At 64.0% G+C, this 25,859-nt stretch carries 31 protein-coding genes and 1 other RNA gene; 18 read left to right on the top strand and 14 right to left on the bottom strand.

From position 1 onward, the window contains the following. The first annotated feature begins 14 nt into the window (after positions 1-14). The 4 genes from MRBLSP13_RS14555 (at position 15) to MRBLSP13_RS14540 (ending at position 2,118) form a co-directional block, all read left to right on the top strand. Positions 15-713: an N-acetylmuramoyl-L-alanine amidase gene (locus tag MRBLSP13_RS14555; RefSeq protein WP_363734413.1), complete on the top strand. Its 699-nt coding sequence runs from the start codon at positions 15-17 to the stop codon at positions 711-713. A 58-nt stretch (positions 714-771) separates the two neighbouring features. Continuing rightward, positions 772-1,158: RNase P RNA component class A (gene rnpB, locus MRBLSP13_RS14550), an RNA gene on the top strand. A 100-nt stretch (positions 1,159-1,258) separates the two neighbouring features. Further along, entirely contained in the window at positions 1,259-1,807 is a 549-nt protein-coding gene (locus MRBLSP13_RS14545) for a J domain-containing protein (RefSeq protein WP_133654790.1), read from the top strand. Beyond that, the gene (locus MRBLSP13_RS14540) at positions 1,780-2,118 is read left to right on the top strand and encodes a (2Fe-2S) ferredoxin domain-containing protein (RefSeq protein WP_363734414.1); all 339 of its coding nucleotides are present in this window, start codon (positions 1,780-1,782) and stop codon (positions 2,116-2,118) included. Before MRBLSP13_RS14545 ends, MRBLSP13_RS14540 begins: the two co-directional genes overlap by 28 nt. Positions 2,119-2,120: 2 nt before the next feature. Here MRBLSP13_RS14540 and MRBLSP13_RS14535 read toward each other — a convergent pair whose 3' ends face one another. Beyond that, a complete protein-coding gene (locus tag MRBLSP13_RS14535; protein WP_363734415.1) occupies positions 2,121-2,567 on the bottom strand; it encodes a hemerythrin domain-containing protein in 447 nt (148 codons plus the stop codon). 122 nt (positions 2,568-2,689) lie between these two features. Continuing rightward, complete coding sequence (locus MRBLSP13_RS14530; RefSeq protein ID WP_363734416.1) at positions 2,690-3,304, bottom strand: superoxide dismutase; 615 nt, start codon at positions 3,302-3,304, stop codon at positions 2,690-2,692. 214 nt (positions 3,305-3,518) lie between these two features. On the opposite strand from MRBLSP13_RS14530, the gene MRBLSP13_RS14525 reads away from it, so the two are divergent. After that, positions 3,519-4,076, top strand: coding sequence for a urate hydroxylase PuuD (locus MRBLSP13_RS14525; RefSeq protein ID WP_363734417.1), 558 nt, complete (start codon positions 3,519-3,521; stop codon positions 4,074-4,076). 176 nt (positions 4,077-4,252) lie between these two features. Here the strand turns inward: MRBLSP13_RS14525 and ispZ are convergent, their stop codons facing one another. The 6 genes from ispZ to MRBLSP13_RS14495 all read right to left on the bottom strand — a co-directional run bounded on the left by ispZ (position 4,253) and on the right by MRBLSP13_RS14495 (position 9,750). After that, positions 4,253-4,903, bottom strand: a complete 651-nt coding sequence (gene ispZ / locus MRBLSP13_RS14520) for a septation protein IspZ (RefSeq protein ID WP_363734418.1) — start codon at positions 4,901-4,903, stop codon at positions 4,253-4,255. 101 nt (positions 4,904-5,004) lie between these two features. After that, a complete protein-coding gene (gene ftsY, locus MRBLSP13_RS14515) occupies positions 5,005-5,937 on the bottom strand; it encodes a signal recognition particle-docking protein FtsY (protein ID WP_133654796.1) in 933 nt (310 codons plus the stop codon). A 54-nt stretch (positions 5,938-5,991) separates the two neighbouring features. Continuing rightward, positions 5,992-7,251, bottom strand: coding sequence for a tRNA (N(6)-L-threonylcarbamoyladenosine(37)-C(2))-methylthiotransferase MtaB (gene mtaB / locus MRBLSP13_RS14510; RefSeq protein ID WP_363755210.1), 1,260 nt, complete (start codon positions 7,249-7,251; stop codon positions 5,992-5,994). Between the two features lies 1 nt (position 7,252). Next, positions 7,253-8,053 carry a diaminopimelate epimerase gene (gene dapF, locus MRBLSP13_RS14505; protein WP_363734420.1) on the bottom strand — a complete coding sequence of 267 codons (801 nt, stop codon included), beginning with the start codon at positions 8,051-8,053 and terminating at the stop codon, positions 7,253-7,255. A gap of 41 nt (positions 8,054-8,094) precedes the next feature. Continuing rightward, the gene (locus tag MRBLSP13_RS14500) at positions 8,095-9,495 is read right to left on the bottom strand and encodes an amino acid permease (RefSeq protein ID WP_363755208.1); all 1,401 of its coding nucleotides are present in this window, start codon (positions 9,493-9,495) and stop codon (positions 8,095-8,097) included. Between the two features lie 39 nt (positions 9,496-9,534). Then, positions 9,535-9,750, bottom strand: coding sequence for a hypothetical protein (locus MRBLSP13_RS14495; protein ID WP_363755206.1), 216 nt, complete (start codon positions 9,748-9,750; stop codon positions 9,535-9,537). A 308-nt stretch (positions 9,751-10,058) separates the two neighbouring features. Between MRBLSP13_RS14495 and ffh the strand changes: the two genes are divergently transcribed. From ffh to MRBLSP13_RS14455, 8 genes are all read left to right on the top strand, one after another. Next, positions 10,059-11,531 (top strand): signal recognition particle protein, encoded by a 1,473-nt coding sequence (gene ffh, locus MRBLSP13_RS14490; RefSeq protein WP_363734423.1) that lies wholly within the window; start codon positions 10,059-10,061, stop codon positions 11,529-11,531. A 44-nt stretch (positions 11,532-11,575) separates the two neighbouring features. Further along, positions 11,576-12,028: a 30S ribosomal protein S16 gene (rpsP, locus tag MRBLSP13_RS14485; protein WP_133654801.1), complete on the top strand. Its 453-nt coding sequence runs from the start codon at positions 11,576-11,578 to the stop codon at positions 12,026-12,028. Between the two features lie 5 nt (positions 12,029-12,033). Then, on the top strand, positions 12,034-12,513 hold the full coding sequence (rimM, locus tag MRBLSP13_RS14480) for a ribosome maturation factor RimM (protein WP_363734424.1): 480 nt from the start codon (positions 12,034-12,036) through the stop codon (positions 12,511-12,513). 102 nt (positions 12,514-12,615) lie between these two features. After that, entirely contained in the window at positions 12,616-12,888 is a 273-nt protein-coding gene (locus MRBLSP13_RS14475; RefSeq protein ID WP_363755204.1) for a hypothetical protein, read from the top strand. Then, positions 12,885-13,616 carry a tRNA (guanosine(37)-N1)-methyltransferase TrmD gene (gene trmD, locus MRBLSP13_RS14470; RefSeq protein WP_133654804.1) on the top strand — a complete coding sequence of 244 codons (732 nt, stop codon included), beginning with the start codon at positions 12,885-12,887 and terminating at the stop codon, positions 13,614-13,616. Before MRBLSP13_RS14475 ends, trmD begins: the two co-directional genes overlap by 4 nt. Positions 13,617-13,627: 11 nt before the next feature. Then, a complete protein-coding gene (gene rplS / locus MRBLSP13_RS14465; RefSeq protein WP_022681436.1) occupies positions 13,628-13,996 on the top strand; it encodes a 50S ribosomal protein L19 in 369 nt (122 codons plus the stop codon). Positions 13,997-14,369: 373 nt separating this feature from the next. Next, positions 14,370-16,814, top strand: a complete 2,445-nt coding sequence (locus tag MRBLSP13_RS14460; protein WP_363755202.1) for a TonB-dependent receptor plug domain-containing protein — start codon at positions 14,370-14,372, stop codon at positions 16,812-16,814. A gap of 90 nt (positions 16,815-16,904) precedes the next feature. After that, entirely contained in the window at positions 16,905-17,441 is a 537-nt protein-coding gene (locus tag MRBLSP13_RS14455) for a GNAT family N-acetyltransferase (RefSeq protein WP_363755200.1), read from the top strand. Here the strand turns inward: MRBLSP13_RS14455 and MRBLSP13_RS14450 are convergent. The 4 genes from MRBLSP13_RS14450 to rph form a co-directional block, all read right to left on the bottom strand. Beyond that, entirely contained in the window at positions 17,413-18,732 is a 1,320-nt protein-coding gene (locus MRBLSP13_RS14450; protein WP_363755272.1) for an MFS transporter, read from the bottom strand. The genes MRBLSP13_RS14455 and MRBLSP13_RS14450 overlap by 29 nt on opposite strands. Further along, positions 18,732-19,532, bottom strand: coding sequence for a TrmH family RNA methyltransferase (locus MRBLSP13_RS14445; protein WP_363734429.1), 801 nt, complete (start codon positions 19,530-19,532; stop codon positions 18,732-18,734). The genes MRBLSP13_RS14450 and MRBLSP13_RS14445 overlap by 1 nt, the downstream gene beginning before the upstream one ends. A gap of 98 nt (positions 19,533-19,630) precedes the next feature. Beyond that, entirely contained in the window at positions 19,631-20,260 is a 630-nt protein-coding gene (gene rdgB / locus MRBLSP13_RS14440; protein ID WP_133654809.1) for an RdgB/HAM1 family non-canonical purine NTP pyrophosphatase, read from the bottom strand. A gap of 47 nt (positions 20,261-20,307) precedes the next feature. Continuing rightward, positions 20,308-21,024 carry a ribonuclease PH gene (gene rph, locus MRBLSP13_RS14435; RefSeq protein ID WP_363755197.1) on the bottom strand — a complete coding sequence of 239 codons (717 nt, stop codon included), beginning with the start codon at positions 21,022-21,024 and terminating at the stop codon, positions 20,308-20,310. 96 nt (positions 21,025-21,120) lie between these two features. On the opposite strand from rph, the gene MRBLSP13_RS14430 reads away from it, so the two are divergent. The 3 genes from MRBLSP13_RS14430 to grpE are packed head-to-tail and all read left to right on the top strand — an operon-like array spanning position 21,121 to position 23,275. After that, positions 21,121-21,636, top strand: coding sequence for a DUF6438 domain-containing protein (locus tag MRBLSP13_RS14430; RefSeq protein ID WP_363755195.1), 516 nt, complete (start codon positions 21,121-21,123; stop codon positions 21,634-21,636). A 44-nt stretch (positions 21,637-21,680) separates the two neighbouring features. After that, positions 21,681-22,724 (top strand): heat-inducible transcriptional repressor HrcA, encoded by a 1,044-nt coding sequence (gene hrcA, locus MRBLSP13_RS14425; protein ID WP_363734433.1) that lies wholly within the window; start codon positions 21,681-21,683, stop codon positions 22,722-22,724. Continuing rightward, positions 22,721-23,275, top strand: coding sequence for a nucleotide exchange factor GrpE (grpE, locus tag MRBLSP13_RS14420; RefSeq protein WP_363755193.1), 555 nt, complete (start codon positions 22,721-22,723; stop codon positions 23,273-23,275). Before hrcA ends, grpE begins: the two co-directional genes overlap by 4 nt. 18 nt (positions 23,276-23,293) lie before the next feature. Here grpE and MRBLSP13_RS14415 read toward each other — a convergent pair whose 3' ends face one another. Beyond that, the gene (locus tag MRBLSP13_RS14415) at positions 23,294-23,551 is read right to left on the bottom strand and encodes a hypothetical protein (RefSeq protein WP_363735429.1); all 258 of its coding nucleotides are present in this window, start codon (positions 23,549-23,551) and stop codon (positions 23,294-23,296) included. On the opposite strand from MRBLSP13_RS14415, the gene MRBLSP13_RS14410 reads away from it, so the two are divergent. Continuing rightward, on the top strand, positions 23,507-24,127 hold the full coding sequence (locus MRBLSP13_RS14410) for a PadR family transcriptional regulator (RefSeq protein WP_363734435.1): 621 nt from the start codon (positions 23,507-23,509) through the stop codon (positions 24,125-24,127). The two genes, MRBLSP13_RS14415 and MRBLSP13_RS14410, sit on opposite strands and share 45 nt — an antisense overlap. Before the next feature lie 2 nt (positions 24,128-24,129). Next, positions 24,130-24,408: a DUF2218 domain-containing protein gene (locus MRBLSP13_RS14405; RefSeq protein ID WP_363755191.1), complete on the top strand. Its 279-nt coding sequence runs from the start codon at positions 24,130-24,132 to the stop codon at positions 24,406-24,408. 96 nt (positions 24,409-24,504) lie between these two features. On the opposite strand, the gene MRBLSP13_RS14400 is transcribed toward MRBLSP13_RS14405, so the two are convergent. Then, positions 24,505-25,836, bottom strand: coding sequence for a methyl-accepting chemotaxis protein (locus MRBLSP13_RS14400; RefSeq protein WP_363734437.1), 1,332 nt, complete (start codon positions 25,834-25,836; stop codon positions 24,505-24,507). Positions 25,837-25,859 lie beyond the last annotated feature (23 nt).

Here is a 25,859-nt window from a genome sequence, read left to right as displayed (position 1 = left end):
ACGGGCCTCTGGCGATGAACGACTTTCCCATGATCGACACGCCATCACCCAATTTCGACGAACGCGGCCTGCCGGTTTCGATGCTGGTGCTGCACTATACCGGGATGGTGGATGCGGCGACGGCGATCAACTGGCTCGTCAGCCCGGAATCCAAGGTTTCCGCCCATTATGTCGTGACCGAGGACGGGGAGGTCATTCGCATGGTGGATGAAGAAAAGCGCGCGTGGCATGCGGGCCGGGCCCATTGGCGCGGCATTGACGATATCAATTCCGCCAGCATCGGGATCGAGATCGTCAATCCAGGCCATGAATGGGGCTATCGGCCCTTTCCGGACGCGCAGATGGGGTCGCTGATCCCGCTGATCCACCAGATCGTGCAGCGCCACAAGATCACCCGCGGCAATATCGTCGGGCACAGTGACGTTGCTCCGGCCCGCAAGCAGGATCCTGGCGAGTTGTTTCCCTGGGCCCAGTTGGCGCGGCTGCGGCTGGCCCTGCCGCGCCCCACCAGGAATCTCATGGACCCGCATTGGAGCGACGGGGGCTTCATGCTGGCGCTCGAACGCTTCGGCTATGACATTGCCGAGCCGCGGGCGGCGGTGGTGGCGTTTCAGCGCCGGTTCCGGCCGGAACTGATCGACGGGATCATCGACGGAGAATGTCGCGCCATCCTGTTGGCCCTGCTGTTGCCGAAGCCGCAGGGCGACGATTGAGCGGAATGATGATGCAAAGGGATGACGAGCGCCGCTGACCTGTGTATAGGCGCCTCTGCCAGAGGGCCGGGCGGCCGCGGCGTGGCGGGTAACTTCCACGGCGAGGAAAGTCCGGGCTCCACGAAATGACGGTGCCGGCTAACGGCCGGCTGGAGTGATCCAAGGGACAGTGCAACAGAAAGCAGGTCGCTACAGCTTCGGCTCAGCGAAATTGAAAGGGTGCGGTAAGAGCGCACCGCGCCTCCGGCAACGGAAGGCGGCACGGTAAACCCCACCGGGAGCAAGACCGAATAGGGGCGGCGCGCAGTTTTAGGCTGCTAGGCCTGTTTCGGCTGAGACCGCCCGGGTTGGTTGCTTGAGGGACGGAGCGATCCGTCCCCTAGAGGAATGGTCGCCACCCCTCGCAAGAGGGGGACAGAACCCGGCTTACAGGCCCTCTGGCATTGGGATTCTCGCCATCCGACGATGGGGAGGATTTGAAATGAAGGCAATTTTCATCAGCAGCCGGGGTGGTCATCCGCCTGCGGCCGGCCTAATTTGGAACCATGGCAAGAAGCAGCCGATCCAATGACTGGGGCTTTCCCCGCTGGCGCAGCTATGGCGCATCGCGTGAGGCGCAGCAGGTGCGCCTGTGCGACCGGCATGGCTGCGACCGGCCTGGCGACTGCCCCGCGCCCAAATCGCCGAACAGCCGCGAGCGCTGGTATTTCTGTACCGATCACGCGGCGGAATATAATCGCAACTGGGATTATTTTCAGGGTCTCGACCAGGAAGAACGCGATCAGCGCGAACGTACCGAGCGGCGTGATGCGGGCGGCTATCAGAACAGCGCCTATCATGGCTGGGGCGGGCCGGGAGACGGCACCCGTTCCCGTGACGAACTGCATGCGCTGCAGGCGCTGGAACTGGAGGACGACGCCGATTTCGATGCCGTGAAGAAAAGCTGGCGGCGTCTGGCCAAGGAATATCATCCCGATGTGAAGCCTGGCGATGCACAGGCCGCCATACGCTTCCAGACGATCCAGGCCGCCTATGAAGTGCTGAGGGCCGCGGAGGAGCGTCGGACATGGAAACCGCGGGGGCGGACGGATTGAAGGATCGCATCGGGTCGAACTGGGATCATGCGGTGCTTGTCTGCCGTAAATGTTCGAAGAAGCTGGACGGTGGCTTCGGTCCTGAGGGCGACGAGCGGCTCGCCAAGGCGTTGCGGCGGCATCTTTCGCTGAAGAAGGGACGCAAGGCGGCGGCGGGGATCGTGGAGGTGAATTGCCTGGGCGTCTGTCCAAAAGGGGCAGTGACGGTCGTCGACGGCGCGCAATCCCGTGACTGGTTGCTGGTGCGGGCTGGCGCTGACCTGAATGAATTGGCCGAGGCGCTGAATCTCGTCCCGGTGGGGGAAGGCTGAGTTCAGCCTCCGCGCATTATCCGGGCCGGTTCGATCAATCCGGCATCGGACAGCAGGGGCATCAGCAATCCTTCTTCCTGGTGCAGCCGATTCATGATGCTGGCCAATATCTCACGGGTTTCGCGACAGAAGCCGGTCCATTCGCGTTCGATCCGGTCATCGCTCCATCGTGCCATATAGGCGGCAAAATCGCCGGCGATGGGAGCCATTTCGCTTTCGAGACGGGCGGCCGTGCTTCGCAGCTTTTCATGTCGCTGCCGCTGCATGTTGGGATAGAAAATCCGGTCTTCCAGCGCCAGATGCGCCATCAGCAGCCGCGCGAACTGCCAGCGCAGCGTACCCAGTCTTTGCGGAACATTGTCATCCGCGATCGCCTGACGAAAACGGACGGCCATCGCCTCTATCTCATCATGCTGCTTCTGCAAATTCTGCAAACTTTCGAGGTCCATGCGCTGTTCCCTCATCCCCGTGGGATATTCCCCCAAGCCGGGTTAAGAAACAGTTGTCGGGACTTCAAAGGTTCGAGGAGCGGGAGGCCCGCCGCGCACTGCGAGCGGCGGGCCTTCTCCAATCAGGCCGGCTGGTCGGCGCGGCTGACGCCTTGGCCGTCGAGATTCTGCGCGGCGAAGTCCCAGTTGATCGCTTCCTTGAGGACGCGGTCGGCATAGTTGGGACGTGCGTTGCGATAATCGATATAATAGGCATGCTCCCACACATCGAGGATCAGCAGGGGCTGGTGGCCCTCATGCGCGACGGGCGTGTCCGCATCATGATAGCTGGTGACTTCCAGCTTGCCGTCCTTCAGGATCAACGCAGCCCAGCCGCTGGCGAAATGACCCACCGCCTCGGCCTTCAGCTTTTCGATCAGCGCATCGACCGAATCGAAACCCTCATTGATGAGGTCCAGCAACTGGCCCGACGGCGCGGTCTTGGTGGGAGAGAGCGACTGCCAATAGAAGCTGTGGTTCCAGATCTGGCCAACCTGGTTGAACAGGCCACCCTTGCTGGACTTGATCAACTCGACCAGCGACTTGCCCTGGAGAGAGGCGTCGGCCGCGACCAGTTCATTGGCCTTCACGACATAGGCATTGTGGTGCTTGCCATGGTGGAAGTCGAAGGTTTCGGCGGTCAGGATGTCGCCAAAGGCATCCTTGGGATAGGGCAGGGGGGGCAAAACAAAGGCCATGTCGGAACTCCTCGGGTTCTTGGATCGGATGGCCGCATAACGATGATGCGGCCGGAAGGCTCCCCGCCCCTAGCAGTGTTATCGATTGACGAAAAACAGGATATTTTCGTCTAAGATACGGAAATATCCATGTGACATCGGCGTAACGATCGCATAGCATCATCGGTCAGGCCGTCAGGAGAATGCGGCGGTCGGAACTTTGGGGGAAGGGTCCATGGCAAAATTCTTCGGCAATCTGCATCTTGTCCTGGCTGCGGGGCTGCTGCTCGCGATCATAGTGATGTTCGGCGCGCATGCGGGGATGGTGGATGCGAACACGATCTTTCGATGGCTGCACCTGTTCTTCGGCATCACCTGGATCGGGCTGCTTTATTATTTCAACTTCGTCCAGATCCCCACCATGCCGAAAATTCCGGCTGAACTGAAGCCGGGCGTTTCCAAGCATATCGCGCCTGCGGCCCTGTTCTTCTTCCGCTGGGGCGCGGCCATGACGGTGCTCACGGGTCTGATCGTGGCCTGGCTGGCGGGTTATGTCGTCCAGGCGCTGACCTTGCAGCAGCCTTATCTGCTGATCGGCATCGGCATGTGGCTGGCGCTGATCATGGCGTTCAACGTCTGGTTCGTGATCTGGCCGAACCAGAAAAAGGCGCTCGGCATCGTTCCGGCAGAGGATGACGTGAAAGCGAAGGCGGCGACCACCGCGATGATGTTCAGTCGCATGAACACCCTGCTTTCGCTGGCGATGCTCTATTGCATGGTCAATTTCAGCTGATGCCTGATCAAGGGGGCGGGTGTCTGGTGACGCCTGCCCCCGGGCAGGTTTCGATCTGATCAGATCCACCGGCCTTAGAGCGCGTTGCGTTAAATCCGAATCATGCAGCGCGCTCTATGCTTTTGATGTCGCATCGTTTTTGCGCAAAACCGGTTCCCACTTTTGCGCACGATGCTCTAGCCCTGCGGCGGGGTCGTTTCGCCAACCTCGTCACTGTCGAGCGTTTCGCCCAGGTCGAGGCCGTGGCGCATCAGCATCGGGATGTTTGCGGCGGCGAACAGGACCGACACTATGGTAACGCCCCAGACCTTGACGGCGAGCCAGCTGTCGAAGCTCATCGTCCGGCGCATCACCTCATTGGCGAGCGCCATGGCCACGAAGAAGAAGGCCCAATTGCGCGACAGCTTTCGCCAGCCGGTCTCGGTCAGGCCGTCATAGGCGGCCTGGAGGAGATATTTGAGTAGCGCCTTGCCGCGCATCAACCCGGCAAACAGCATCAGTGCGAAGAAGGCGTAGATGATGGTCGGCTTGATCTGGATGAAGCTCTGGTCGCGGAAATAGATGGTGAGGCCGCCGAAGAAGAGGATCAGCAGAGCCGACAGCCAGAGCATGGGGGAGACCCGGCCGAGCTTCACGCGGGAGATGATCACGGCGATGACGATCGCAGCCATGAAGGCGGCCGTGCCGAACATCATGGCGGTGATCGGATTGCCCGGACCCCAGAGCCAGCCCGCGCCCTTGTAGGTGAGGAAGAAGACGAGGAGCGGGCCGAAGTCGAGCGCGAGGGACAGGTTGCCGTTGTGGGTGGTTTTTTTTCGATTATCCATTGTGCGCTTCCGTGCTCCTGCGAAGACAGGAGCCCAGGCCTGCCGTCTGAACTGGGCCCCTGCCTTCGCAGGAGCACGTTGTTGCCTTGGGAGGGGTCGGTTCACCGCGCATAGGCGGTTCCCGCTATCGCCCGCGCCATGTCGCCTGGATCGAAGGGGCGCAGATCCCCGATCTTCTCACCGACACCAATGGCATGGATGGGCAGGCGGTATTTCTCCGCCGCCGCGACGAGTACGCCGCCGCGCGCCGTGCCGTCCAGCTTGGTCATGACAAGGCCTGTTACCTGCGCGAATTCCTTGAACACCTCGATCTGGTTCAACGCATTCTGTCCCGTCGTCGCATCCAGCACCAGCACAACGTCATGCGGCGCCGCCGGGTTCAACCGGCCGAGCACGCGGCGAATCTTCGCCAGTTCATCCATCAGTTCGGTCTTGTTCTGGAGACGGCCCGCCGTGTCGACGATCAGCACGTCGATGCCGGTGGCGGTGGCCTGCTTGACCGCGTCGAAGACGATGCCCGCCGCGTCGCCGCCTTCCTTGCCCGCGACGATGGGAATGCCCAGCCGCTCGGCCCACACCTTGAGCTGGCCGATGGCGGCGGCGCGGAAGGTGTCGCCCGCCGCCAGCATCACGCCATAATCCTGCTCCAGGAAGAGGTTGGCGAGCTTGGCGATGGTGGTGGTCTTGCCCGATCCGTTAACGCCGATGACCAGGATCACCTGCGGACGGGGGAAAGCCTCTATCTCCAGCGGACGGGCAACGGGAGCGAGAACCTTCTCGATTTCCTCCGCGATGATCTCCCGCAGATAATCTTCGGTCAGTTCGCGATTGTAGCGGCCCTCGGACAGGCGGTCGCGCACGCGGGCGGCCATGGCGGGGCCAAGGTCGCTGATAATCAGCGCTTCCTCGATCTCGTCCAGCGTCTGTTCGTCCAGAGCCGCCTTGGTGAAGAGGCCGGTGAGATTTTCGCCGAGCTTGTCGGACGTGCGCTTGAGGCCGCCGAAGAGCCGATCGCGCCAGGATGTTTCAGCCATGTCTATCCACCAGCGTCATCCTCACCTGCGCGGGAATGAGCGAAAAATTGTCTTTCACGCCGCCTCTTGCGCGATCAGCGCGCCATTCTCAAGGGCCGTGATGGTCGCAGGGACGATGGAGGAGGGCGATTGCGGCGTCGCAAATCGCACGGGCGCGAAATTTTCGGCATGGCCGGAAAGGCCGTTGCGCTCCACCAGCACGGATTGCCGGCTGCCGATCAGGCTGCGCAGCCAGCTTTCCCGTTGCGCCTCGCAGGCCGAACGAAGGCGGGCGGCGCGGGCTTTTATCACGGCCCGGTCAACCTGCGGCATGCGGGCGGCGGGGGTGCCCGCGCGCGGGGAATAAGGAAAGATATGGCCATGGACGACGGCGCATTGCTCGATCAGCCTGACGCTGTTTTCGAACATGGCATCATCCTCTGTCGGAAAGCCGGCGATGATGTCTGCGCCGATGCTGATGTCCGGACGGGCAGCCTTGAGGCGTTCGACGATCGCTATGGCTTCGGCGCGGCTGTGACGGCGCTTCATGCGCTTCAGGACCATGTCGTCCCCGGCCTGGAGCGACAGATGCAGATGCGGCATCATGCGCGGCTCATGGGCGAGGAGGTCGAACAGCCGTTCGTCGATCTCCACGCTGTCGAGCGAGGAAAGGCGCAGGCGGGAAAGGTCGGGCACGCCCTTCAGGATGCGTTCGACAAGCAGGCCGAGCGAGGGCGCGCCGGGCAGGTCCGGGCCATAGCTGGTGACGTCCACGCCGGTAAGCACGATTTCCCTGTACCCCGCGCCGACCAGTTCACGCGCCTTGTCGATCACCGCGCCTGCGGGCACGGAACGGCTGTTTCCCCGGCCAAAGGGGATGATGCAGAAGGTGCAGCGATGGTCGCAGCCATTTTGGACTTCAAGGAAGGCGCGGGCATGTTCGGCGAAGGCGCTCGCCATATGCGGCGCGGTTTCGCGTACCGCCATGATGTCGGATACCCGGGCCTTCTCCGACGCGTGGGCCGTGTAGTGGGCGGGGTCCATCTTGTCGCGGTTGCCGATCACCGCATCGACCTCGGCCATTTTCGTGAAGGTTTCCGGCTCCGTCTGCGCGGCGCAGCCTGTCACCATGATTCGCGCATCGGGTCGGTCCCGGCGGGCGCGGCGGATGGCCTGGCGGGTCTGGCGAACCGCCTCGGCCGTCACCGCGCAACTGTTCACGACGATCAGGTCATCCTGTCCGTCGGCCATTTCGCGGCCGATAATCTCTCGAATCGCCTCGCTCTCCGCGATATTGAGGCGGCAGCCGAGCGTGATGATCTGCGGCCCGCTCATCTCAGAAGCGGGCCCAGTCAGCCTCGCCGTCGAAGACATGGGTGGCAGGTCCGGTCATCATGATATGTCCGCCCGGCGCCCAGTCGATCACCAGATCGCCGCCCGGCAGGCTCACCGTGGTCGGCCCGTTCACCAGCCTGCGCCGCACCGCCGCCACCGCCGTCGCGCAGGCGCCGGTACCGCAGGCGCGGGTCAGCCCGGCGCCGCGTTCCCAGACGACCAGGCGGATGTGATTTTCCCCCACGACCTGCGCGAAGTTCACATTCACGCGCGCGGGGAAGAGCGGATCATGTTCGATCAGCGGCCCCAAGCGGTCGAAGTTCACACCGTCCAGACGGTCCACGAAGAAGATCACATGCGGATTGCCGACATTGACCGCGGCCGGGGCGGGCAGGTCTTCCCAGCTTGCCGGCATGGTCAGCGTGTCCATGGCATAGGCGAGCGGGATCGCGTCCCATTCCAGCCGCGGGGCGCCCATGTCGACGCTCGCGCCGCCATCGACGCCCTTCGCGTCGAGCAGGCCCGCCTTCGTCTCGATCAGCACGTCCCGGCCGACGAACAGGGGCACGCAACGGGTCGCGTTGCCACAGGCCTCCACCTCGCTGCCGTCGCTGTTGAAGATGCGCATCGATACATCGGCGCCTTCGCTGTTGCCGATCAGGATGAGTTGGTCGCAGCCGATCCCGGCATGACGGTCGGCAATGGCCTGCGCGCGCGCAGGCGTCATGTCGATCGCGGCTTCCCGCGCGTCGATCACGACAAAGTCATTGCCCAGTCCATGCATCTTCGAAAAACGGCCCATAGTGCGCGCGCATGTAAGGCCTGCAAGGGCAAAAGGCCAGACTATCCTGCGTTCAGCGCGGCACGCCGGCGCCCATAGAGGAAATAGACCGCCAGACCGACGGCGTTCCAGATCAGGCAGGCGAGGATGGTCTTCACCGGCAGGCTGATGAACAGATAGGCGCAGCCCAGCACCGCACCCAGGCCGACCAGCGTGGCAGCAGGCGTGCGGAAGGGTCGTTTCAGGTCGGGCATCCGCCGCCGCAGGATCAACAGGCATGCACCCACCGCGGTGAAGGCGATCAGCGTTCCCGCATTGGCGAGCGCCGCGATCTCGTCAATGGGCAGCAGGCCGGCGATGATGGCGACGAGCATGGCGGTGACGGCGGTGATCCGGGCGGGCGTGCCGCGCCGGGAGATCAGCGCCAGCCTTTGCGGCAGGAAGCCGTCGCGCGCCATGACGAGGAAGATGCGGCTCTGGCCATAGAGGAAGCCGAGCAGCACCGTGGGCAGCGCGATCACCGCCGCGATGGCGACGATCCGCGCCACCTGCCCCTGGCCCATTTCGCGCAGGATGAGCGCCAGCGGTTCCGGGCTGTCGGCGAAGCGGGTGAAGGGCATCGCGCCGATCGCCGCCGCGGCGACGAGGACGTAGATGAGGGTGCAGACGATCAGCGATCCGACGATGCCGATGGCGAGGTCGCGATCAGGGTTCTTCGCTTCCTCCGCGGCGGTAGAAATGGCGTCGAAGCCGTAAAAGGCGAAGAAGATGATCGCGGCGGCCGCCATGACGCCCCGCTCGACGCCGTCCGGTCCCGTCGACTTGGCGAAGCCGAATGGCATGAAGGGGTGAAGATTCTGCGCGTCGAAGGCGGGCAGGGCGATGGCGACGAACAGGCTGAGGGTGGCGATCTTGATGAGGACGAGCAGGCTATTCAGCCGCGCGCTTTCATGCGTGCCCAGCATCAGCAGGCCCGCGACCACGGCGATGATGAAGATGGCCGGTGCGTTCAGGAGCCCGCCCAGTTCCGGCCCCCTGGTCAGCAACTCCGGAAAGCCCGCCGAGATCAGCAGTGGTGCGGCATAGCCCGACCAGCCCACCGCCACCGTCGACACCACCAGCGAATATTCGAGGATCAGGCTCCATCCGACGATCCATGCAATGCCTTCGCCCAGCACCGCATAGCTGTAGCTGTACGCGCTGCCGGCGGCGGGCATCATGGTGGAAAGCTCCGCATAGGCGAGGGCAGCACAGGCGCAGATCGCGCCCGCAATGGCGAAGGACAGCAGCACGGCGGGACCGGCCCGATCCGCGCCGACGCCGATCAGGGTCAGTATGCCAGTGCCGACGATCGCGCCGACGCCCAATGCCAGCAGATGCGGCCAGGACAGGGTGCGCGCCAGCCGGTGCCCTTCATGGCTGGGCATCATTGCTTCCATCGGCTTGCGGCGTGTCCAGCTCATTGGCCAAATTTCCTCTTCAACGGCCGGAAAGGGTCTTAATCAGGCTGGCGGCTTTCGCCTCACTTGCGGCAAAAGCCGTATCAGGACCACTCCGGCAAAGGTAGCACCTATGGCTACTTTAGCATCATGTTCGCCGAAAATGCGCCATCCGGCATAAGAGCTTGCTGACGCCAAGAGAAGCACAGCGACAAACGCACCAGCGATAATGCGTTCAATGATATTGGGAGGCCGCTTGACCCATTCATACTCGCTCATAGGCGAGGTTATGCCGGTGTGCCGTCATCGAGGCAATGTCAGCTAATTGGAAATTGATGCGGGTTTGAATATCAAACGCAGGTCGAAACCGGTCTCGCCCTTCCCAGATCGCGCCGGTTGCATCTCCCCGGTCGTTGCGCTAAAGGCGCCCTGCAATCGGGCGGTTTGCCGTCCGATACCCTGACAGATCCAGGACGCTCAAAATGGGGCATCGGATGGACGCTGGCCGGCGAGGTTTCGCCCGCCGGCGATTTTGTCGTTTGGCGGGGTAGGCACGATTTTCCGGGCCTTTCGGCCCATATGAGGTGATGATGTTCGATTCGCTAAGCGATCGTCTCGGTGGGGTATTCGACAAGCTGCGTGGGCGCGGTGCGCTGACGGAGGACGATGTCCGCGCCGCGATGCGCGAGGTGCGAATCGCGCTGCTGGAGGCCGACGTCGCGCTTCCGGTGGTTCGCCAGTTCGTCGATCAGGCGACGGAACGGGCCGTCGGCAGCGATGTGCTGCGTTCGGTCACGCCGGGGCAGATGGTCGTCAAGATCGTTTCCGACACGCTGACCGAGACGCTGGGCGCCGAAACTTCCGAACTGCTGATCGACGTGACCCCGCCCGCCGTCATCATGATGGTCGGCCTGCAGGGGTCGGGCAAGACCACCTCCACCGCGAAGATCGCCAAGCGCCTGAAGGAAAAAGAGCGCAAGAAGGTGCTGATGGCGTCGCTCGACGTTCAGCGCCCGGCGGCGCAGGAGCAGCTGGCGGTGCTGGGTACGCAGACCGACGTCGCGACCCTGCCGATCGTGCCGGGCCAGCAGCCGGTCGATATCGCCAGGCGGGCGCTGCAGTCCGCGAAGCTCCAGGGCTTCGACGTGGTGATGCTCGACACCGCGGGCCGCCTGCACGTCGACCAGGCGCTGATGGACGAGATGAAGGCGGTCGCCGAAGTCTCCAACCCGGCGGAAATCCTGCTGGTGGTGGACTCGCTGACCGGGCAGGACGCGGTCAATGTCGCGACCAGCTTTTCGGCGCAGGTGCCGCTGACCGGCGTGGTGCTGACCCGAATGGATGGCGATGCGCGTGGCGGTGCGGCGCTCTCGATGCGTGCCGTGACGGGCCGTCCGATCAAGTTCGCGGGCACGGGCGAAAAGCTGGACGCGATCGAGCCTTTCCATCCTGCGCGCGTGGCGCAGCGCATCCTGGGCATGGGCGACGTCGTATCGCTGGTCGAAAAGGCCGCCGAGACGATTGACGCCGAGGAAGCCGACAAGCTGGCCAAGAAAATGGCCAAGGGTCAGTTCGACATGAACGACCTGCGCGCGCAGCTCAATCAGATGCGCCGCATGGGCGGGCTGGGCGCGCTGGCGGGCATGCTGCCGGGCCTCAAAAAGGCGCAGCAGGCGATGGCGAACAGCGGCGCGAACGACAAGACGCTGATCCATCTGGACGCGATGATCGGATCCATGACGCCCAAGGAGCGGGAGAAGCCCGCCCTGATCAACGCCAAGCGCAAGATTCGTATCGCCAAGGGGTCCGGCACTACGGTGCAGGAAGTCAACCGGCTCCTGAAAATGCATCAGGAAATGGAAACGGCGATGAAGAAGATCCGCAAGATGGGTGGCCTGAAAGGGTTGGCCAAGATGTTCACCGGCGGCGGCATGGACAAGCTGATGGGCGGCGCGGGTGGCGCGCCGGACCTTGGCGGGCTTGGCGGATTGGGTGGTCTTGGCGGCGGCGGCAACATGCCGAACCTGCCGCCCGGTTTTCAGAATTTCATGAAGAAATAAACAGTTTCAACAGATTAGATTAGAGTAGAAAGGTCAATAACAACATGGCAACGTCCATTCGTCTTTCGCGCGGCGGTTCCAAGAAGCGTCCCTATTACCGTATCGTCGTGGCCGACAGCCGCGCCCCGCGTGACGGCAAGTTCATCGAGCGCATCGGCAGCTACAACCCCGTCCTGCCCAAGGGCGACGAGAAGCGCGTCGTTCTGGACGTCGAGCGCGCGAAGCACTGGGTTGCCGCCGGCGCGCAGCCGACCGACCGCGTTGCCCGCTTCCTGGACGCAGCCGGCGTGAAGGAACGTGCCGCCCGCAGCAACCCGAAGAAGGCCGAGCCGGGCCAGAAGGCCAAGGATCGCGCCGAAGATCGCGCTGCCAAGGCCGCTGAAGCCGTTGAAGCTGCCGAAGCCGCAAAGGCTGCCGCCGCCGAGGCTGCTGCCGCTCCCGCCGAAGAAGCCGCTGCTGAAGAAGCTGCTCCGGCCGAAGAATCGGCGGAAGGCTGAGCTCCTTGACCGACAAGCCCGTCACTCTTGCCGTCATCATCGGCGCGCATGGAGTGGCGGGCGAGGTTCGCCTGAAACTGTTCGGGGAGGGGGCCGAGACGCTCAAATCCTATGACGGTTTCGATGCGGCCGGTGCCAGGCTGACGCTGAAGTCGGTGCGCCCCGGTCCGAACGGCGCCGTCGCCCGCTTTGCAGAGATCGGCGATCGCACCGCTGCGGAGGCCCTGCGCGGCACGGAACTGACCGTCCCGCGCGCGGCTTTGCCTCCCCTGGGGGAGGGCGAATATTATCATGCCGATTTGATCGACCTGCCTTGTTTTTCCAGCGATGGCGAAGGGTTGGGGCATGTCGTCGCGGTCGAGAATTTCGGCGCGGGCGACATCATCGAGGTGGAGCGGCCCAACGGCAAGCGCTTCATGGCGCCGATGCACGCTGTGACCATTGCCGAAGGACGGGCTGTCGTCGAGGCGGCGTTCGCTATTTGATTTTTCGGTTGGCGTGCTCCTGCGAAGGCAGGAGCCCAGTCCTGCCGTCTGAACTGGACTCCTGCCTTCGCAGGAGCGCGTTGTGTAGTTCGAGGGCGAACCATGCCGAAACTTCTTGCCGCTCTCTATCTGCTCCTGATGGTCGCCGCCGGCTGGCGCCTGTTCGGCATGGCATGGTCGCGCGGGCTGAAGATCGCGGCTGCGGCGGGGCTGGTCATTCCCATCCCCATGCTGTTCCTGTTGCCCGCGTTGATGCAGCCTGACCGGCCCTTTGCCGACCTGCTGCGCGCCATCGGCATCGCGCTGATGCTGGGGGGCGCCGTATCGCTGCTGGGCGGCATGGCGGGCGCCTGGTTGAGGGCGCGGCGGGCGTGACCTTTCGCGCGCAGATATTGACGCTCTATCCGGAGATGTTTCCTGGGCCTCTGGCGGTGTCGCTCGCCGGGCGCGCGCTGGCGGAGGGCAAATGGGCCTGCGATCCCATCCATATTCGCGACTTCGCCACGGACCGGCATCGCACGGTGGACGATACGCCCGCGGGCGGCGGTGCGGGGATGATATTGCGCGCCGACATATTGGGCCTGGCGATCGATCATGCGCTGCAGAAGGCGCCCGACCTGCCGGTCATCGCCATGACGCCGCGGGGCGCGCCGATCACCCAGGGGCGGATTCGCGAACTCGCCGCCGGTCCCGGAGCGACCATCCTCTGCGGTCGGTTCGAGGGTTTTGACGAGCGGATTTTCGAGGCGCGGCCGGTCGAACAGATCAGTATGGGCGACATCATTCTTTCCGGCGGGGAAATGGGCGCCCTGATGCTGCTGGATGCTTGCATCCGCCTGCTTCCTGGGGTAATGGGCGCCGCTTCCAGTGGGGATGAGGAGAGCTTCGAAAGCGGCCTTCTCGAATATCCCCACTATACCCGGCCCGTCATATGGGAAGGGCGCGCGATCCCCGAAGTGTTGCGATCGGGGGATCATGCGAAGATCGCCGCCTGGCGGAAACAAAGGGCGGAAGAGGACACACGGCTAAGGCGGCCGGACCTTTGGGAACGCCATATCGGCGTTCGGGACCAGTCGCCCTCTGGTGCGCAACGCGAAGAGTAGGACTTGAAGTCATGAACCTGATCCAGCAGATCGAGGCCGAGAATATCGCGGCCCTCGCCAAGGATATCCCCGAATTCCGTCCCGGCGACACGCTGCGCGTCGGCGTGAAGGTCATCGAAGGTGACCGCAGCCGCGTCCAGAATTATGAAGGCGTGTGCATCGCCCGCTCGAACAAGGGCATGGGCAGCAACTTCACCGTGCGCAAGATTTCGTTCGGTGAAGGCGTGGAGCGCGTCTTCCCGCTCTACTCGCCGAACATCGATTCGATTACCGTCGTCCGCCGTGGCGTCGTGCGTCGTGCGAAGCTCTATTATCTGCGCGGCCGCACCGGCAAGCGCGCTCGCATCGCCGAGCGCCGCGATGTGCGCAGCGAGGATTGATCGCTTTTACGCTGGCTTGACAGTTGTAAAAAAGAGACAGGCGGCGCCCCATGCGGGCGCCGCTTTTTTTATGAATTTCAGGGATTTGACGGATGAGTCCGCGCCCTTTTCGATTTCCATGGCGAAACGATTTTGGGCGGCAGCGGAAATTCGTTTTTCTCTGATGGCGGTTTTGTGTCAGCACTCCGTTTCCACATATTGCTGAATATTTCTGACGATCGGGCGCGTGGTCTGACGTACCGGTCGTGCTTACCCAAGAAACGGAAAGAAGATGAACAAGGGAAAATAAGAAAATATCGGTCGGGAGAGGCTCTCTTCATTGGAAGCAAGGGGGCTGTTCATGAATTGCAAGAGTTTCGTTTCTCGCGCCGCCATGGTTGTCGCAATCTCGTCTCCGATGGCCGTTCTGGCCCAGACCAGCGACCCGCAGGCAGCCTCCGCCACGGATGGCGCCGCGATCATCGTCACCGGCACACGGGCGACCGGCGTCACTGCGGCGGAAAGCGCAGCGCCGATCAAGGTTCTCGACAGCGAGGCGCTGACCAAGGTGGGACAACCCAATCTCAACCAGGTGCTGACGCAACTCGTCCCCTCCTTCACCGCGGAAGCCTTTGGCGGAGATACCGCGAACCTGACGCTGGCGGCCCGTCTTCGCGGCCTCAGCCCCAATCATGCGCTGGTGCTGGTCAACGGGAAGCGGCGTCACGGCACCTCCAACCTGCATGTGTTGAGTGGCCCCTACCAGGGCGCGGCCTCACCCGACCTCGACTTGATTCCGCCGGGCGCGATCGGCCGGATCGAGGTGTTGGAGGACGGCGCGGCCGCCCAATATGGGTCCGATGCGATCGCGGGCGTCATCAACATCATCCTCAAGGAGGACAAGGGCCTGATTTCCGGCAACCTGACCGCCGGGCAATATTATAAGGGCGACGGCGAAACCTATTCGGGCAGCGTCACCTTTGCGCCCGACATGGGACCGGACAGCTATCTGAATTTCACCATGTTCCACCGTTTCCACGATTTCTCGCAGAGGGGCGGTGTGGATCGCGGCATCTACAATCGCGACGGGTCGATCCGCACCGATATTTCGGCCGAGCATCAGGCGATGGCGGCCATCGGATTGCCGGGTGCGCCCTATACCAACCGTATCGTCGGGGATGCGCGATCGGAACTCACCACCATCGTCTACAATGCCGGTCATGATTTCGGCGGCGTGGAACTCTATGCCTTTGGCAGCTACGGCCGTCGCGATGCCAGCGCCTATGAAAATTATCGCCAGCCCTGGCGCGTGTCGCGGTCTCCGGTCCTGGGCGTCGCGGGCGAGCAGATCCTCTACAGCGCCGCCGGCTTCAGCCCGCGCGAGGCGATCAAGGAAGATGATTTTTCCAACACCGGCGGCATCAAGGGCGAGACGGCCGGTTTCCGCTGGGACATCAGCACCACCTATGGCCAGGACTATGCCAAGCTCTACACGCTGGGTTCGGCCAACCGTTCGCTGTTCATCGACACCGGGACCACGCCTGCCAACTTCTATGACGGCTTCCTGAAGGCGTCGGAATGGACCAGCAATATCGATATCGCGAAGGAGGTCGATCTGGGCATGGCCCAGCCGGTCAATATCGCCTTCGGCGGCGAATATCGGGAAAATCGCTTCCAGATCGGCAAGGGCGACTTCGGGTCGACCTATTTCGAGGGTGGCCAGTCCTATCCCGGCTTCCTGTCCACCGACGCGGGCAAGCACAAGCGGAACAACAAGGCGGCCTATCTGGACATCGCGATGAACCCGATCGAGATGTGGAAGGTCGATGGCGCCGTCCGCTATGAGGACTACAGCGATTTCGGTACCAAATGGACGTGGAAGGTGACCAGCCGCCTCGACCTGTCCGGACAGTTCGCGGTGCGCGGCACGGTCAGTTCCGGCTTCCGCGCGCCGTCGCTGCTGGAGGAATATTATTCCTCGACCAATGTCGGTCCGACCACGGCCTATGTGCAGTTGCCGCCCAACTCTGCCGCCGCCAAGCTACTCGGCTATGAAGATCTGAAGCCCGAAACCTCGCAGAATTACAGCCTTGGCCTGGTCATCCGTCCCGTGCCCAAGCTGAACATCACCATCGATGCCTATCAGGTAAAGGTGAAGAACCGGATCGTGGGAACCGGATCGATCCAGGGTCTGGCCGGCGGTGTGGTCACCAACCAGGCTGTGCTGGATGCGATTGCCGCGCATGGCAATGTGCTCGATCCCTATGTCCTTCAGAACGGCGATGCGGGCATCAACCTGTTCACCAATGGCGCCGACACCCGGACCCGCGGCGTCGATGTAACCGCCAGCTACCCGACGCCGGTGGGCAGCGGTTCCATCCTCTGGTCGCTGTCGGCCAACTATAATAAAACCAAGATCACCAGGCTGCGCATTCCAGCAGCGCTGTACGCGGAAGATGCCCGTTCGACCCTGGAAGACGCATCGCCCAAATACAAGATCATTGGCGGGGCGCTGTTCACCATGGGCGGCCTGAGCATCAACCTGCGCGAGACGATCTATGGCAAATCGTCCGAGGTCGTGATTTTCGGCACGACCAATCCGACGGTCAGGGTGCCCGAGGCTGCCATCACCGATCTGGAAGTCGGCTATGACCTGAGCAAGGCGATCAAGCTGAGCGTGGGCGCGAACAACCTGTTCAACAAGAAGGCACCGACCATGCCCAATGATGCGAGCGATATGCCGATCGACGGCGCTCGCGTGCTGGACGCCCCGCTCTCCTTCACGCCTTATGGCATCAATGGCGGCTATTATTACGCCCGCATCAATTTCAGCTTCTGACGGGCCTGACGCGGCCGCCGGGCCTTCGGGTGCGGCGGCCCTTTCCTTTTTCATTGGACCTGACGGCGGGCCACCGCGATAGGGACGGCCATGCCGCTGAACCACAGACTTGCCACGCTGGCGGATGAAACCGCCCTGGGCGCCGTCATGACATTGGCGATCGACCGCCTCCAGTCCGATTTCCTCACCCCTGGCCAGGTGCGGGCCAGCCACGGCTTCATGGGTCTCGACAGTCGCCTGATCGAAGACGGCACCTATTTCGTGATCGAGGATGGCGGCGCGATCGCGGGTTGCGGCGGGTGGAGCCGGCGCGCGACCGCCTATGGCGGCAACCATAGTGGGGGACGGGACGACCGGTTGCTCGATCCAGCGACCGACGCGGCCAGGGTGCGGGCGATGTACACCCATCCCGATCATGTGCGGAAGGGGGTGGGCACGCTGATCCTGTCGCTTTGCGAAGCGGCGGCGCGGGCGGAGGGCTTCGTGGCGCTGGAGTTGTCCGCCACCATGGCGGGCGTGCCGCTTTACCGCAGCTTCGGTTTTGTCGAGGTGCGCGCCTTCGAGGACAGCGGCGTGCCGCTGATCCTGATGCGAAAGCCTATTGCCGGCCCCGATTCCGGCTGGTGAACCAGAGGCCGATCAGACTGAGCGCCGCCGCCGCCGACATATAGATGCCGACAAGCTCCACGCCCCGGACCTGGATGAGCCAGGTCGCGACGATGGGCGCCAGGGCGCCGCCGATGATCCCGCCCAGGTTGAAGGCGAAGGAGGCGCCGGTATAGCGAAGCTGCACGGGGAAGAGATGCGGCAGATAGGCGCCGAGCGGGCCGTAGACGAAGCCCATCAGGAACAGGGCGAGGCTGAGTATCAGGAAGATCGGCAGCAACTGCCCGGTGCCGATTGCGGGACCGAAGATGACGCCCATCGCCACCGTGCCGATGCAGCCCGTGGCCAGCACGCGCGTCGGGCTGCTCTTGTCCGCCCACCAGCCGGCAAGAATGATGCTGAGCGCCATGAACAGGATCGCGCCCAACTGGATCGCGAGGAAGGTCTCACGGTCGATCCCGAGCGTGGTGGTGCCGTAGCCGAGCGCGAAGGCGGTCGCGATATAATAGACGGCGAAGCAGGCCGCGCATGCGAAGGTGCCGGCGACCGCAGCGCCCAGATGGCTTTGGAGCAACGTGGCGAGCGGCACCGCGGGCGGGGGCGCTTCGGCACGGGCGGCGGCGAATTCGGGCGTCTCGGTCAGCTTGAGGCGGATCCACAGGCCCAGCAGCACCAGCACGGCGCTGCCCAGAAAGGGCAGGCGCCAGCCCCAGGCGAAGAAATCCTTGTCCGTCAGGAACATACCAAGGACCAGGAAGAGGCCGTTGGCGGCGAGGAAGCCGACCGGCGCGCCCAGTTGCGGGAACATGCCGAAACGCGCGCGCCATCCGGGAGGCGCATTCTCGACCGCCAGGAGCGCCGCGCCGCCCCATTCGCCGCCCAGCCCCAGGCCCTGGCCGAAGCGCAGCATGCAGAGGATCAACGGTGCCCACCAGCCGATGCTCTGATAGGTCGGCAGGAATCCGATGGCGAGTGTCGATCCGCCCATCAGCATCAGCGATGTCACCAGCGTCGCCTTCCGCCCGATGCGGTCGCCATAATGGCCGAACACCGCCGCGCCAAGCGGCCGGGCGAAGAAGGCAAGCGCAAGGCTGCCATAGGCCGCGAGCAACTGCGCCGAAGGGGAGGAGGCGGGGAAGAAGAGCGGCCCGAAGACCAGGCTGGCGGCCGTGGCGTAGATGTAGAAGTCGTAGAATTCGACCGCCGTGCCGATCAGGCTCGCCGCCAGCACCCGCTTGTGCCGCAGCATCGCACCGATGCCGCCCATGTCCCTCGCCCCTGCTTCCAAGGCCTGCGCTCCCCCCGATGCCATCATGTCCTCGCCCGTTTCTGGTTCAGCAATTCATAGGCCATGACCGCACAGGCGACCGCGGCGTTCAGGCTGTCCGCCTTGCCCAGCATCGGCATCTTGACCAGCAGGTCGCATTCGGCCTCATAGCTTTCGGGCAGGCCCTGCGCCTCATTGCCGACCAGCAGGAAGCTGGGGCTTTGATAATGGGGTTGCTGATAGTCGTGGCTGGCCTTCAGGCTGGTGCCGATCAACTCGCCCGGCCCCTGGCGCAGCCAGTGCATGAATTCGCCCCATCGCGCCTGGGTAATGCTCTGGGTGAAAAGGGCGCCCATGCTGGCGCGCACTGATTCGACCGAAAAGGGGTCGACGCAATCGTCGATCAGGATCAGCCCGCCCGCGCCCACGGCGTCGCCGGTGCGTAATATGGTGCCCAGATTGCCGGGATCGCGCAGCGACTGGGCGACGATCCAGATGTCCGCCTTGCCCCGGTCCAGCTTTGCCAGCGGGGTCAGCCGGTCGCGATAGACGCCGACAACGGCCTGGGCATTGTCCTTGCCGCTGATCTTCGAGAGGATGTCGGGCGTCGTTTCGATCACGTCGCCGCCCGCCGCCTCCATCGCCGCGATCAGCTCGGCGGCGAGGGGATGGGTGGAGCCGGCATGGAACAGCATTTCCGGCAGCACGCCTTCCTCCCGCGCTTCGGTCAAGATGCGCAGCCCCTCTGCCAGGAAAAGGCCCTCCGCCTTGCGGAACTTCTTTTCGCGCAGGGAGCGGACGCGCTTCACCAGCGGGTTGGAAAATCCGGTGATTTCTCGCGCCACGATCCTGTCTCTTGCCCTTTGCCCGAAGGTCCGCCGAAACGGCCTCTCTATAGGGGGAGCGCGGAAAAGGGTAGGGGGCTTGGGACCCCCGACACCCTTCAGAAGACCGTCGCCACCAGTTGCGCGAACGCGTCGGCGCGATGGCTCATGCCATGCTTTTTCTCCGGGTCCATCTCGCCAAAGCTGATGCTGTGGCCATGCGGCTGGAAGATCGGATCATAGCCGAAACCCCGGTCCCCGCGCGGCGGCCAGGTGATGGTGCCGTCCACGCGGCCTTCGAACGCCTCCACATGGCCGTCGGGCCAGGCGAGGGCGAGGGCGCAGATGAAATGGGCGCCATGGCCCGCTTCCGGCCCCTTCGCCTGGATATTGTCCCAGACAAGCTGCATGGCGAGGCCGAAATCCTTGGTCGGACCGGCCCAGCGGGCAGAGAAGATGCCCGGATCGCCGTTCAGCGCCTCCACGCACAGGCCGCTGTCGTCGGCCAGTGCCGGGAGGCCGGCAAGGTCCGCCGCCTGCATCGCCTTCAACTCCGCATTGGCGATGAAGGTGGTGCCGGTCTCCTCCGGTTCGGGCAGGTCCAGCGCGGCGGCGGACACCGTCTCTATGCCATAGGGCGCCAGCAATTCGCCGATTTCCCGCACCTTGCCGGGATTGTGGCTGGCGATCACCAGTCGTCCCGGACCCAGTTTGCGGATCGCCTGTTCCTGCCCGAAATCGTCGCTCATTCTGTAGTCCCATATCGTCGCTCGCCGGAAACGAGCGGAAGGAAGGATTATCTCCCGGTCGCCTTGTCCTGCGCCGCGAAAATCTGCGCGCAGCCGATGCGGGCGAGGCGCAGCAGTCGCAGCAGCTCCTCCTCGTCATAGGTCGCGCCCTCGGCCGTCGCCTGCACTTCCGCGAACTTGCCGTCGCCGGTCAGGATCAGATTGGCGTCCGCCTCGGCATTGCTGTCCTCCGCATAGTCGAGGTCCAGCACCGGGGTGCCGTTATAGATGCCGCAGCTTATCGCCGCGACCTTCTGCACGATGGGATCTTCGGCGAGCGCGCCGGAGGCCAGTAGCTTGTCAATGGCGATGCGCAGCGCGACCCAGCTTCCCGAAATGGCGGCGGTGCGGGTGCCGCCATCGGCCTGGATCACGTCGCAGTCGACGACGATCTGCCGCTCCCCCAGCTTCTGGAGGTCGACCACGGCGCGGAGCGACCGGCCGATCAGGCGCTGGATTTCCTGGGTGCGGCCCGACTGCTTGCCCTTGGCGGCTTCGCGGCTGCCGCGGGTATGGGTGGCGCGGGGCAGCATCCCATATTCCGCCGTGACCCAGCCTGATCCCTTGCCGCGCAGGAAGGGCGGCACCTTTTCCTCGATGGAGGCGGTGCACAGCACGCGCGTGTCGCCGAAGCTGACCAGGCAGCTGCCCTCGGCATGGATGGTGAAGCCGGGCTCCATGGTGATTTCGCGCATCTGGTCGGGCGCGCGGCCGGAAGGACGCATAAATATTCTACTCCGAAGCGTTGTGTCGAGCGGGCTTAGCGTCGGGCGGCCCATCATGCCAGTGGCGATGCAGCCGAAAGATGCTAGAGAGCGGCCATGGGGACGAAAGCATTATCGATCGTGGCGGCCACGCTCCTGCTGGGCGGATGCGCCATGGAGCAGGCGGAACTGGAAAAGCCGACACTGGCGGGCGACACGATCAGATTTTCCGCTGGTCCCTGTTTTGGCGTCTGCCCCAGCTACACCTTGCGCGTGACCCCGGACGGGTCCGGCCTGATCGAGCCGCAGCGTTTCACCGCCATTCCCGGTCCGACCCGTTTCACCGTGACGCCGGCGCAATATCGTCGCTTCCGTGCGGCGCTGGCGCAGTTCCGGCCAGCGCAGGGCACGGCCAGGCGAATCGGCCAGGGGGAAAACTGCGTCCGCTTCGCCACCGACATGCCCGCCTATGTGATAGAATGGACTCGGGAAGAGGCGCCGCCCACCCGACTGGAATTCCAGTCAGGCTGCATGGATGCCCGCTATGGCAAGCTGCGCGCCACCATTTCCGCGATTCCCAGGATGCTGGACGTAGGCCCCATGGTGAAGCCGACGAATGCGAAGGGTCGGTGACGGACGGGCTTGAGCCGCGATCGATGCTTGCCTAGATAAGGGTCATGGCGGTCACCCCGATCACCGAACTTAACGAACGCGCGCGCGACGTTTTCCGTCTGGTGGTGGAGAGTTATCTCGGCACCGGGCTGCCCGTCGGCTCGCGCACGATCAGCAAGATAGCCTCGCTCAGCCTGTCGCCAGCCTCGATCCGCAATGTCATGCAGGATCTGGAGGAACTCGGCCTGCTCGCCGCGCCGCATACGTCGGCTGGACGGATGCCGACGGAAACCGGCCTGCGGCTGTTCGTCGACGGCATGATGCAGGCTGCGGAACCCTCTTTCGAGGAACGGCGCGCGATCGAGGCGGGGATCAGCGAAGGTGGCCCGATCGAGGATGCGCTGTCCGCCGCGACCGCCGCGCTGTCCGGCCTTTCGGCCTGCGCCGGCATCGTGATGGTGCCCAAGCGCGAGCCGGTGCTGCGGCAATTCGGCTTCGTTCCCCTGAACGACCGCCAGGCGCTGGCAGTGCTGGTGGGTCAGGACGGATCGATCGAGAATCGCGTCGTCGACCTGCCCGCGGGCGTGACGCCGATCATGCTGAACGAAGCGGCCAATTTCATGTCGGCGCGTTTCGGCGGGATGACGCTGGCGCAGGCGGGCGAGGCGCTGCGGCGCGAGGTGGAGGGCGATCGCAATGCCCTGCAGGGCGCGGCGCGGGTGCTGGTGGAGCAGGGCATTGCGCTCTGGTCGCGGGATGCCGACGACCGGCCGGTGCTGATCGTGAGGGGGCAGGCGAACCTGCTGGACGACGGCACCGCCGCCGATCTGGAGCGCGTGCGCCAATTGCTGGAGCAGCTTGAAGGCAAGCAGGAGATTTCCCGGCTGCTGGAAGGCGCCCTGGCGGGCAGCGCGACCAAAATATTCATCGGTTCGGAAAACAAGCTCTTTTCCCTGTCCGGTTCTTCGGTCATAGCCGCGCCCTACCGGAGCGGTGACGGCCGGGTGGTGGGCGTGGTCGGCGTCATCGGCCCGACCCGCTTGAACTATGCACGGGTGATCCCCATGGTGGATTTCACCGCACAGACGCTGTCGAGATTGATGAGATGAGCGAAGACAAGCAGAATATCGAAAATATGGAAGTCGTGGACGAACTGCCCGAAGACGCGGCGCCTGCGGGCGATGCGGCGGCGGAACGGATAGCGGGCCTGGAAAACGAGCTGGCGGCCGCGAAGCAGGACGCGCTCTACGCCCATGCCGAAACGCAGAATGTGCGGCGGCGGCTGGAAAAGGAACTGGCCGATGCGCGCGCCTATGCCGCGACGGCCTTTGCCCGCGACATGTTGTCGGTAGCGGACAATCTGGGCCGCGCGCTGCAGGCGATCCCTGCCGATCTGCGCGAGGACGAGAAGTTCAAGGGCCTGGTCGCCGGGCTGGAAGCGACGGGCCGGGAGCTGGAGGCCGTGTTCGGCCGCAACGGCATCGAGAAGCTGGTGTCGGTCGGCCAGCCGCTCGATCCCAACAAGCATCAGGCGATGATGGAGGTGCCCTCCACCGACGCGGAACCGGGTACAGTTCTTGTGGAGATGCAGGCGGGCTATATGATCAAGGATCGGCTGCTGCGCCCGGCGCTGGTGAGCGTGGCGAAGAAGCCCGACTGATCGCTTCGGAAAACGCAATCAAGTGCCCGCCGGATCAGCGTCCGGCGGGTTTTTTCGTGGGCGAATGTCCGCCACGATCCCGTTCCCGATGCGGGCGGGAACCTGCCACGGTCGGATCAGGCCGCCTGACACCCAATATCGGAACTCGAATAAAGATATATCGTAGATCTTGACGATTGCTGTTTTTAAGATATATCTCAAACTATCATGAAACAGTTTAGAGATTCGAATATGCATCAACATCATCATCACCGTGGACATCGCCGCTTCGGCCATGGCGCCATGTTTGGACCAGGGCGCCCGGAACGGGGCGGCTTCGGGGGCCATTTTGGCGAAGCCCCCCATGGCGGCGGAAGAGGCGGACATTTTGGCGGCGGCCGGGGCGGCGGGCGTCGACGCCTGTTCGGCAACGACGCGCTCAGGCTCATCCTGCTCAAGCTGATCGCGGACGCGCCGCGCCATGGCTACGACCTGATCCGGGAGATCGAAACCCTGTCGGGCGAGGTCTATGTGCCCAGTCCGGGCGTCGTTTATCCGACCCTGACCCTGCTGGCCGACATGGGCCTGATCGCCGAGCAGCCGGGCGAAAGCAGCCGCAAGCTGTTCGCGATCACCGAGGCGGGCGCGGCCCATCTGTCCGACCATGGGGAAGGGGTGGCGCTGGTCATGGACCGGCTGCGGTCGCTGGCCCGCAAGGCGGAGCGCACCGACGGTGCGCCGATCCGGCGGGCCATGCACAATCTGGGGATGGCGGTCCGGGCGCGCCTTGAAAAGGAGGGCGCCGATGCCGAGACCATGTTCGACGTCGCTGCATTGATCGACGATGCAGCCAGCAAGATCGAAAGGCTTTGACGATGACCTTGACCGCGGATGTGCCGACCGTGCACGCCAGCCGCTATCTCCAGCAGCTATGCAAGCATTGGAGTCACAAGTTCGAAACCGCTTTCGACGCGCAGCAAGGCAGCATCGCCTTTCCCATGGGACCGATCCGGATGACGGCCGGGGCCGACACCCTGACCGTGACGATCGAACCGCAGGAGGGCGCCGATGTGGAGCGTTTCAAGCGAGTGGTCGCGGACCATCTCGACCGCTTCGCCTTCAGGGAAGCGCCCTTGGCCTTCGACTGGCGCTAGGGGATATTGGGAACAGGGCTGAGGCGGCGGACAGCAGTTTCGGCAGCCTGATGCGCGGGATTGGCGGATACGATCATCCGCCAGCCCGATTGCCTCTCAGGCCACTTGCCGTCCGAAATCAGTGGACGCCGCGCGCAGGGTGGACAGCTTGCCTTCCACGCTCATGAAGCCGCGTTCCAGCTGGTCGATTTCGGAGGCCACCACTTCGGTATCCTGACGGATCGCGCTGATGGTCGATGACATGGAGTCGGCGGCCAGCGCGGTTTCGTCGACTGCCGCAGTGATCATCGTCACTGTCTGCGCCTGCGCGTCCATGGCGTGGCGGATGCGTTCCGCGCTGGCCTGCACTTCGCCGACCGTGTCGCGAATGCGTTCGTTGGTTTCCACAGACTGGCGGGTCGAGGCCTGGATGTCCGCGATCTTGCCGGCGATTTCGTCAGTGGCGCGGGCCGTCTGGTTGGCGAGGCTCTTCACCTCCTGCGCGACCACCGCAAAGCCGCGGCCGGCATCGCCTGCGCGGGCGGCCTCGATCGTGGCGTTGAGTGCGAGCAGGTTGGTCTGACCGGCAATATCGCGGATCAGGCCAAGGATCGATTCGATCGATTTCGCATGATCGGACAGGGTGGTCGACATGGCCACCGCGTCGCCCGACTGGCGCGCCGCGCGCTGCGCCACGTCGGCTGCGCTTTCTACCTCCGTCCGGGCGTCCTCTATGGCGCGGATCAGCCCGGCCGAGGTCCGGGCGGCTTCGCGCATGGCAAGCGCGGATTGCTCCGCAGCGGCGGCGACTTCCGAAGCCTTGCCCAGCATGCCGCGGGTCGCGGCCGACGCGTCCTTTGCCTGCTCGCGCAGTGATTCGCCGAGCTGTGACGCGCCGTCGATTTCGCCCATGATCCGCTGTTCGAACATCGTGCCAAAGCGCTGGCGCTCGTTCCGCTGCGCTTCGGCCTCGTCGCCCGCAACCACATTCGCGATCAATCCGGCATCGACCATGCTGACCTGCATCATGATCTGCACCAGCCGGCGGCGGCTGGCTTCATCCTCGGCGCGTTCCCAGATGAGGTCGACCAGCTTCTCGTTGGCGATCGCGACCGGCATCAGAACGGCGCGCAGGGGCGAGCCGTGCTTGCGCGCGTGGCGGACACAGGCAACCGAGGAAAGCGCCCATTCCCCGGCCTCATAATGGCCCAGCTTGTGGCGCACATATTCCGTCGCTTGCGTCTCGATCTTGGCGAGAGTGGCAGGACTGAGCCTGGATCGCAGTCCGTTCTGCTCGACATAGACATCATAGAAGGTGCGCGCGGCCAGGGTCGCCTGTTCACCCAGCAGGTCGCGAATCTGGCGCAGACCCTGCGCCAGCTCTCCATGCGGGTCGATATCCCTGATCATGGCAAGCAGGGCGTTTTGGGACGTGGCGGCGGAATTCATGTGCGGCAAAACCCCGATCTGGT

This window comes from Sphingobium sp. LSP13-1-1.1 (genome assembly GCF_040676415.1).
GTDB lineage: Bacteria > Pseudomonadota > Alphaproteobacteria > Sphingomonadales > Sphingomonadaceae > Sphingobium.
The sequence above is the reverse complement of the archived record's forward strand: the minus strand, read 5'-3'. Positions and strand labels throughout refer to the sequence as shown.

Bases quoted from the DNA above. Each gene is read 5' to 3' on its own strand.
- MRBLSP13_RS14540 (WP_363734414.1), top strand. From the start codon at position 1,780: ATGGAAACCGCGGGGGCGGACGGATTGAAGGATCGCATCGGGTCGAAC.
- MRBLSP13_RS14500 (WP_363755208.1), bottom strand. From the start codon at position 9,495: ATGAGCTGGACACGCCGCAAGCCGATGGAAGCAATGATGCCCAGCCAT.
- MRBLSP13_RS14555 (WP_363734413.1), top strand. From the start codon at position 15: ATGAACGACTTTCCCATGATCGACACGCCATCACCCAATTTCGACGAA.
- MRBLSP13_RS14545 (WP_133654790.1), top strand. From the start codon at position 1,259: ATGGCAAGAAGCAGCCGATCCAATGACTGGGGCTTTCCCCGCTGGCGC.
- MRBLSP13_RS14495 (WP_363755206.1), bottom strand. From the start codon at position 9,750: ATGAGCGAGTATGAATGGGTCAAGCGGCCTCCCAATATCATTGAACGC.
- hrcA (WP_363734433.1), top strand. From the start codon at position 21,681: ATGGCGGTCACCCCGATCACCGAACTTAACGAACGCGCGCGCGACGTT.
- grpE (WP_363755193.1), top strand. From the start codon at position 22,721: ATGAGCGAAGACAAGCAGAATATCGAAAATATGGAAGTCGTGGACGAA.
- ftsY (WP_133654796.1), bottom strand. From the start codon at position 5,937: ATGGCTGAAACATCCTGGCGCGATCGGCTCTTCGGCGGCCTCAAGCGC.
- MRBLSP13_RS14475 (WP_363755204.1), top strand. From the start codon at position 12,616: ATGCCGAAACTTCTTGCCGCTCTCTATCTGCTCCTGATGGTCGCCGCC.
- dapF (WP_363734420.1), bottom strand. From the start codon at position 8,053: ATGGGCCGTTTTTCGAAGATGCATGGACTGGGCAATGACTTTGTCGTG.
- rpsP (WP_133654801.1), top strand. From the start codon at position 11,576: ATGGCAACGTCCATTCGTCTTTCGCGCGGCGGTTCCAAGAAGCGTCCC.
- ffh (WP_363734423.1), top strand. From the start codon at position 10,059: ATGATGTTCGATTCGCTAAGCGATCGTCTCGGTGGGGTATTCGACAAG.
- rph (WP_363755197.1), bottom strand. From the start codon at position 21,024: ATGCGTCCTTCCGGCCGCGCGCCCGACCAGATGCGCGAAATCACCATG.
- MRBLSP13_RS14410 (WP_363734435.1), top strand. From the start codon at position 23,507: ATGCATCAACATCATCATCACCGTGGACATCGCCGCTTCGGCCATGGC.
- MRBLSP13_RS14535 (WP_363734415.1), bottom strand. From the start codon at position 2,567: ATGGACCTCGAAAGTTTGCAGAATTTGCAGAAGCAGCATGATGAGATA.
- MRBLSP13_RS14455 (WP_363755200.1), top strand. From the start codon at position 16,905: ATGCCGCTGAACCACAGACTTGCCACGCTGGCGGATGAAACCGCCCTG.
- rplS (WP_022681436.1), top strand. From the start codon at position 13,628: ATGAACCTGATCCAGCAGATCGAGGCCGAGAATATCGCGGCCCTCGCC.
- MRBLSP13_RS14460 (WP_363755202.1), top strand. From the start codon at position 14,370: ATGGTTGTCGCAATCTCGTCTCCGATGGCCGTTCTGGCCCAGACCAGC.
- mtaB (WP_363755210.1), bottom strand. From the start codon at position 7,251: ATGAGCGGGCCGCAGATCATCACGCTCGGCTGCCGCCTCAATATCGCG.
- MRBLSP13_RS14430 (WP_363755195.1), top strand. From the start codon at position 21,121: ATGGGGACGAAAGCATTATCGATCGTGGCGGCCACGCTCCTGCTGGGC.
- rdgB (WP_133654809.1), bottom strand. From the start codon at position 20,260: ATGAGCGACGATTTCGGGCAGGAACAGGCGATCCGCAAACTGGGTCCG.
- MRBLSP13_RS14405 (WP_363755191.1), top strand. From the start codon at position 24,130: ATGACCTTGACCGCGGATGTGCCGACCGTGCACGCCAGCCGCTATCTC.
- MRBLSP13_RS14450 (WP_363755272.1), bottom strand. From the start codon at position 18,732: ATGGCATCGGGGGGAGCGCAGGCCTTGGAAGCAGGGGCGAGGGACATG.
- ispZ (WP_363734418.1), bottom strand. From the start codon at position 4,903: ATGGATAATCGAAAAAAAACCACCCACAACGGCAACCTGTCCCTCGCG.
- MRBLSP13_RS14415 (WP_363735429.1), bottom strand. From the start codon at position 23,551: ATGGCCGAAGCGGCGATGTCCACGGTGATGATGATGTTGATGCATATT.
- MRBLSP13_RS14525 (WP_363734417.1), top strand. From the start codon at position 3,519: ATGGCAAAATTCTTCGGCAATCTGCATCTTGTCCTGGCTGCGGGGCTG.
- MRBLSP13_RS14400 (WP_363734437.1), bottom strand. From the start codon at position 25,836: ATGAATTCCGCCGCCACGTCCCAAAACGCCCTGCTTGCCATGATCAGG.
- MRBLSP13_RS14530 (WP_363734416.1), bottom strand. From the start codon at position 3,304: ATGGCCTTTGTTTTGCCCCCCCTGCCCTATCCCAAGGATGCCTTTGGC.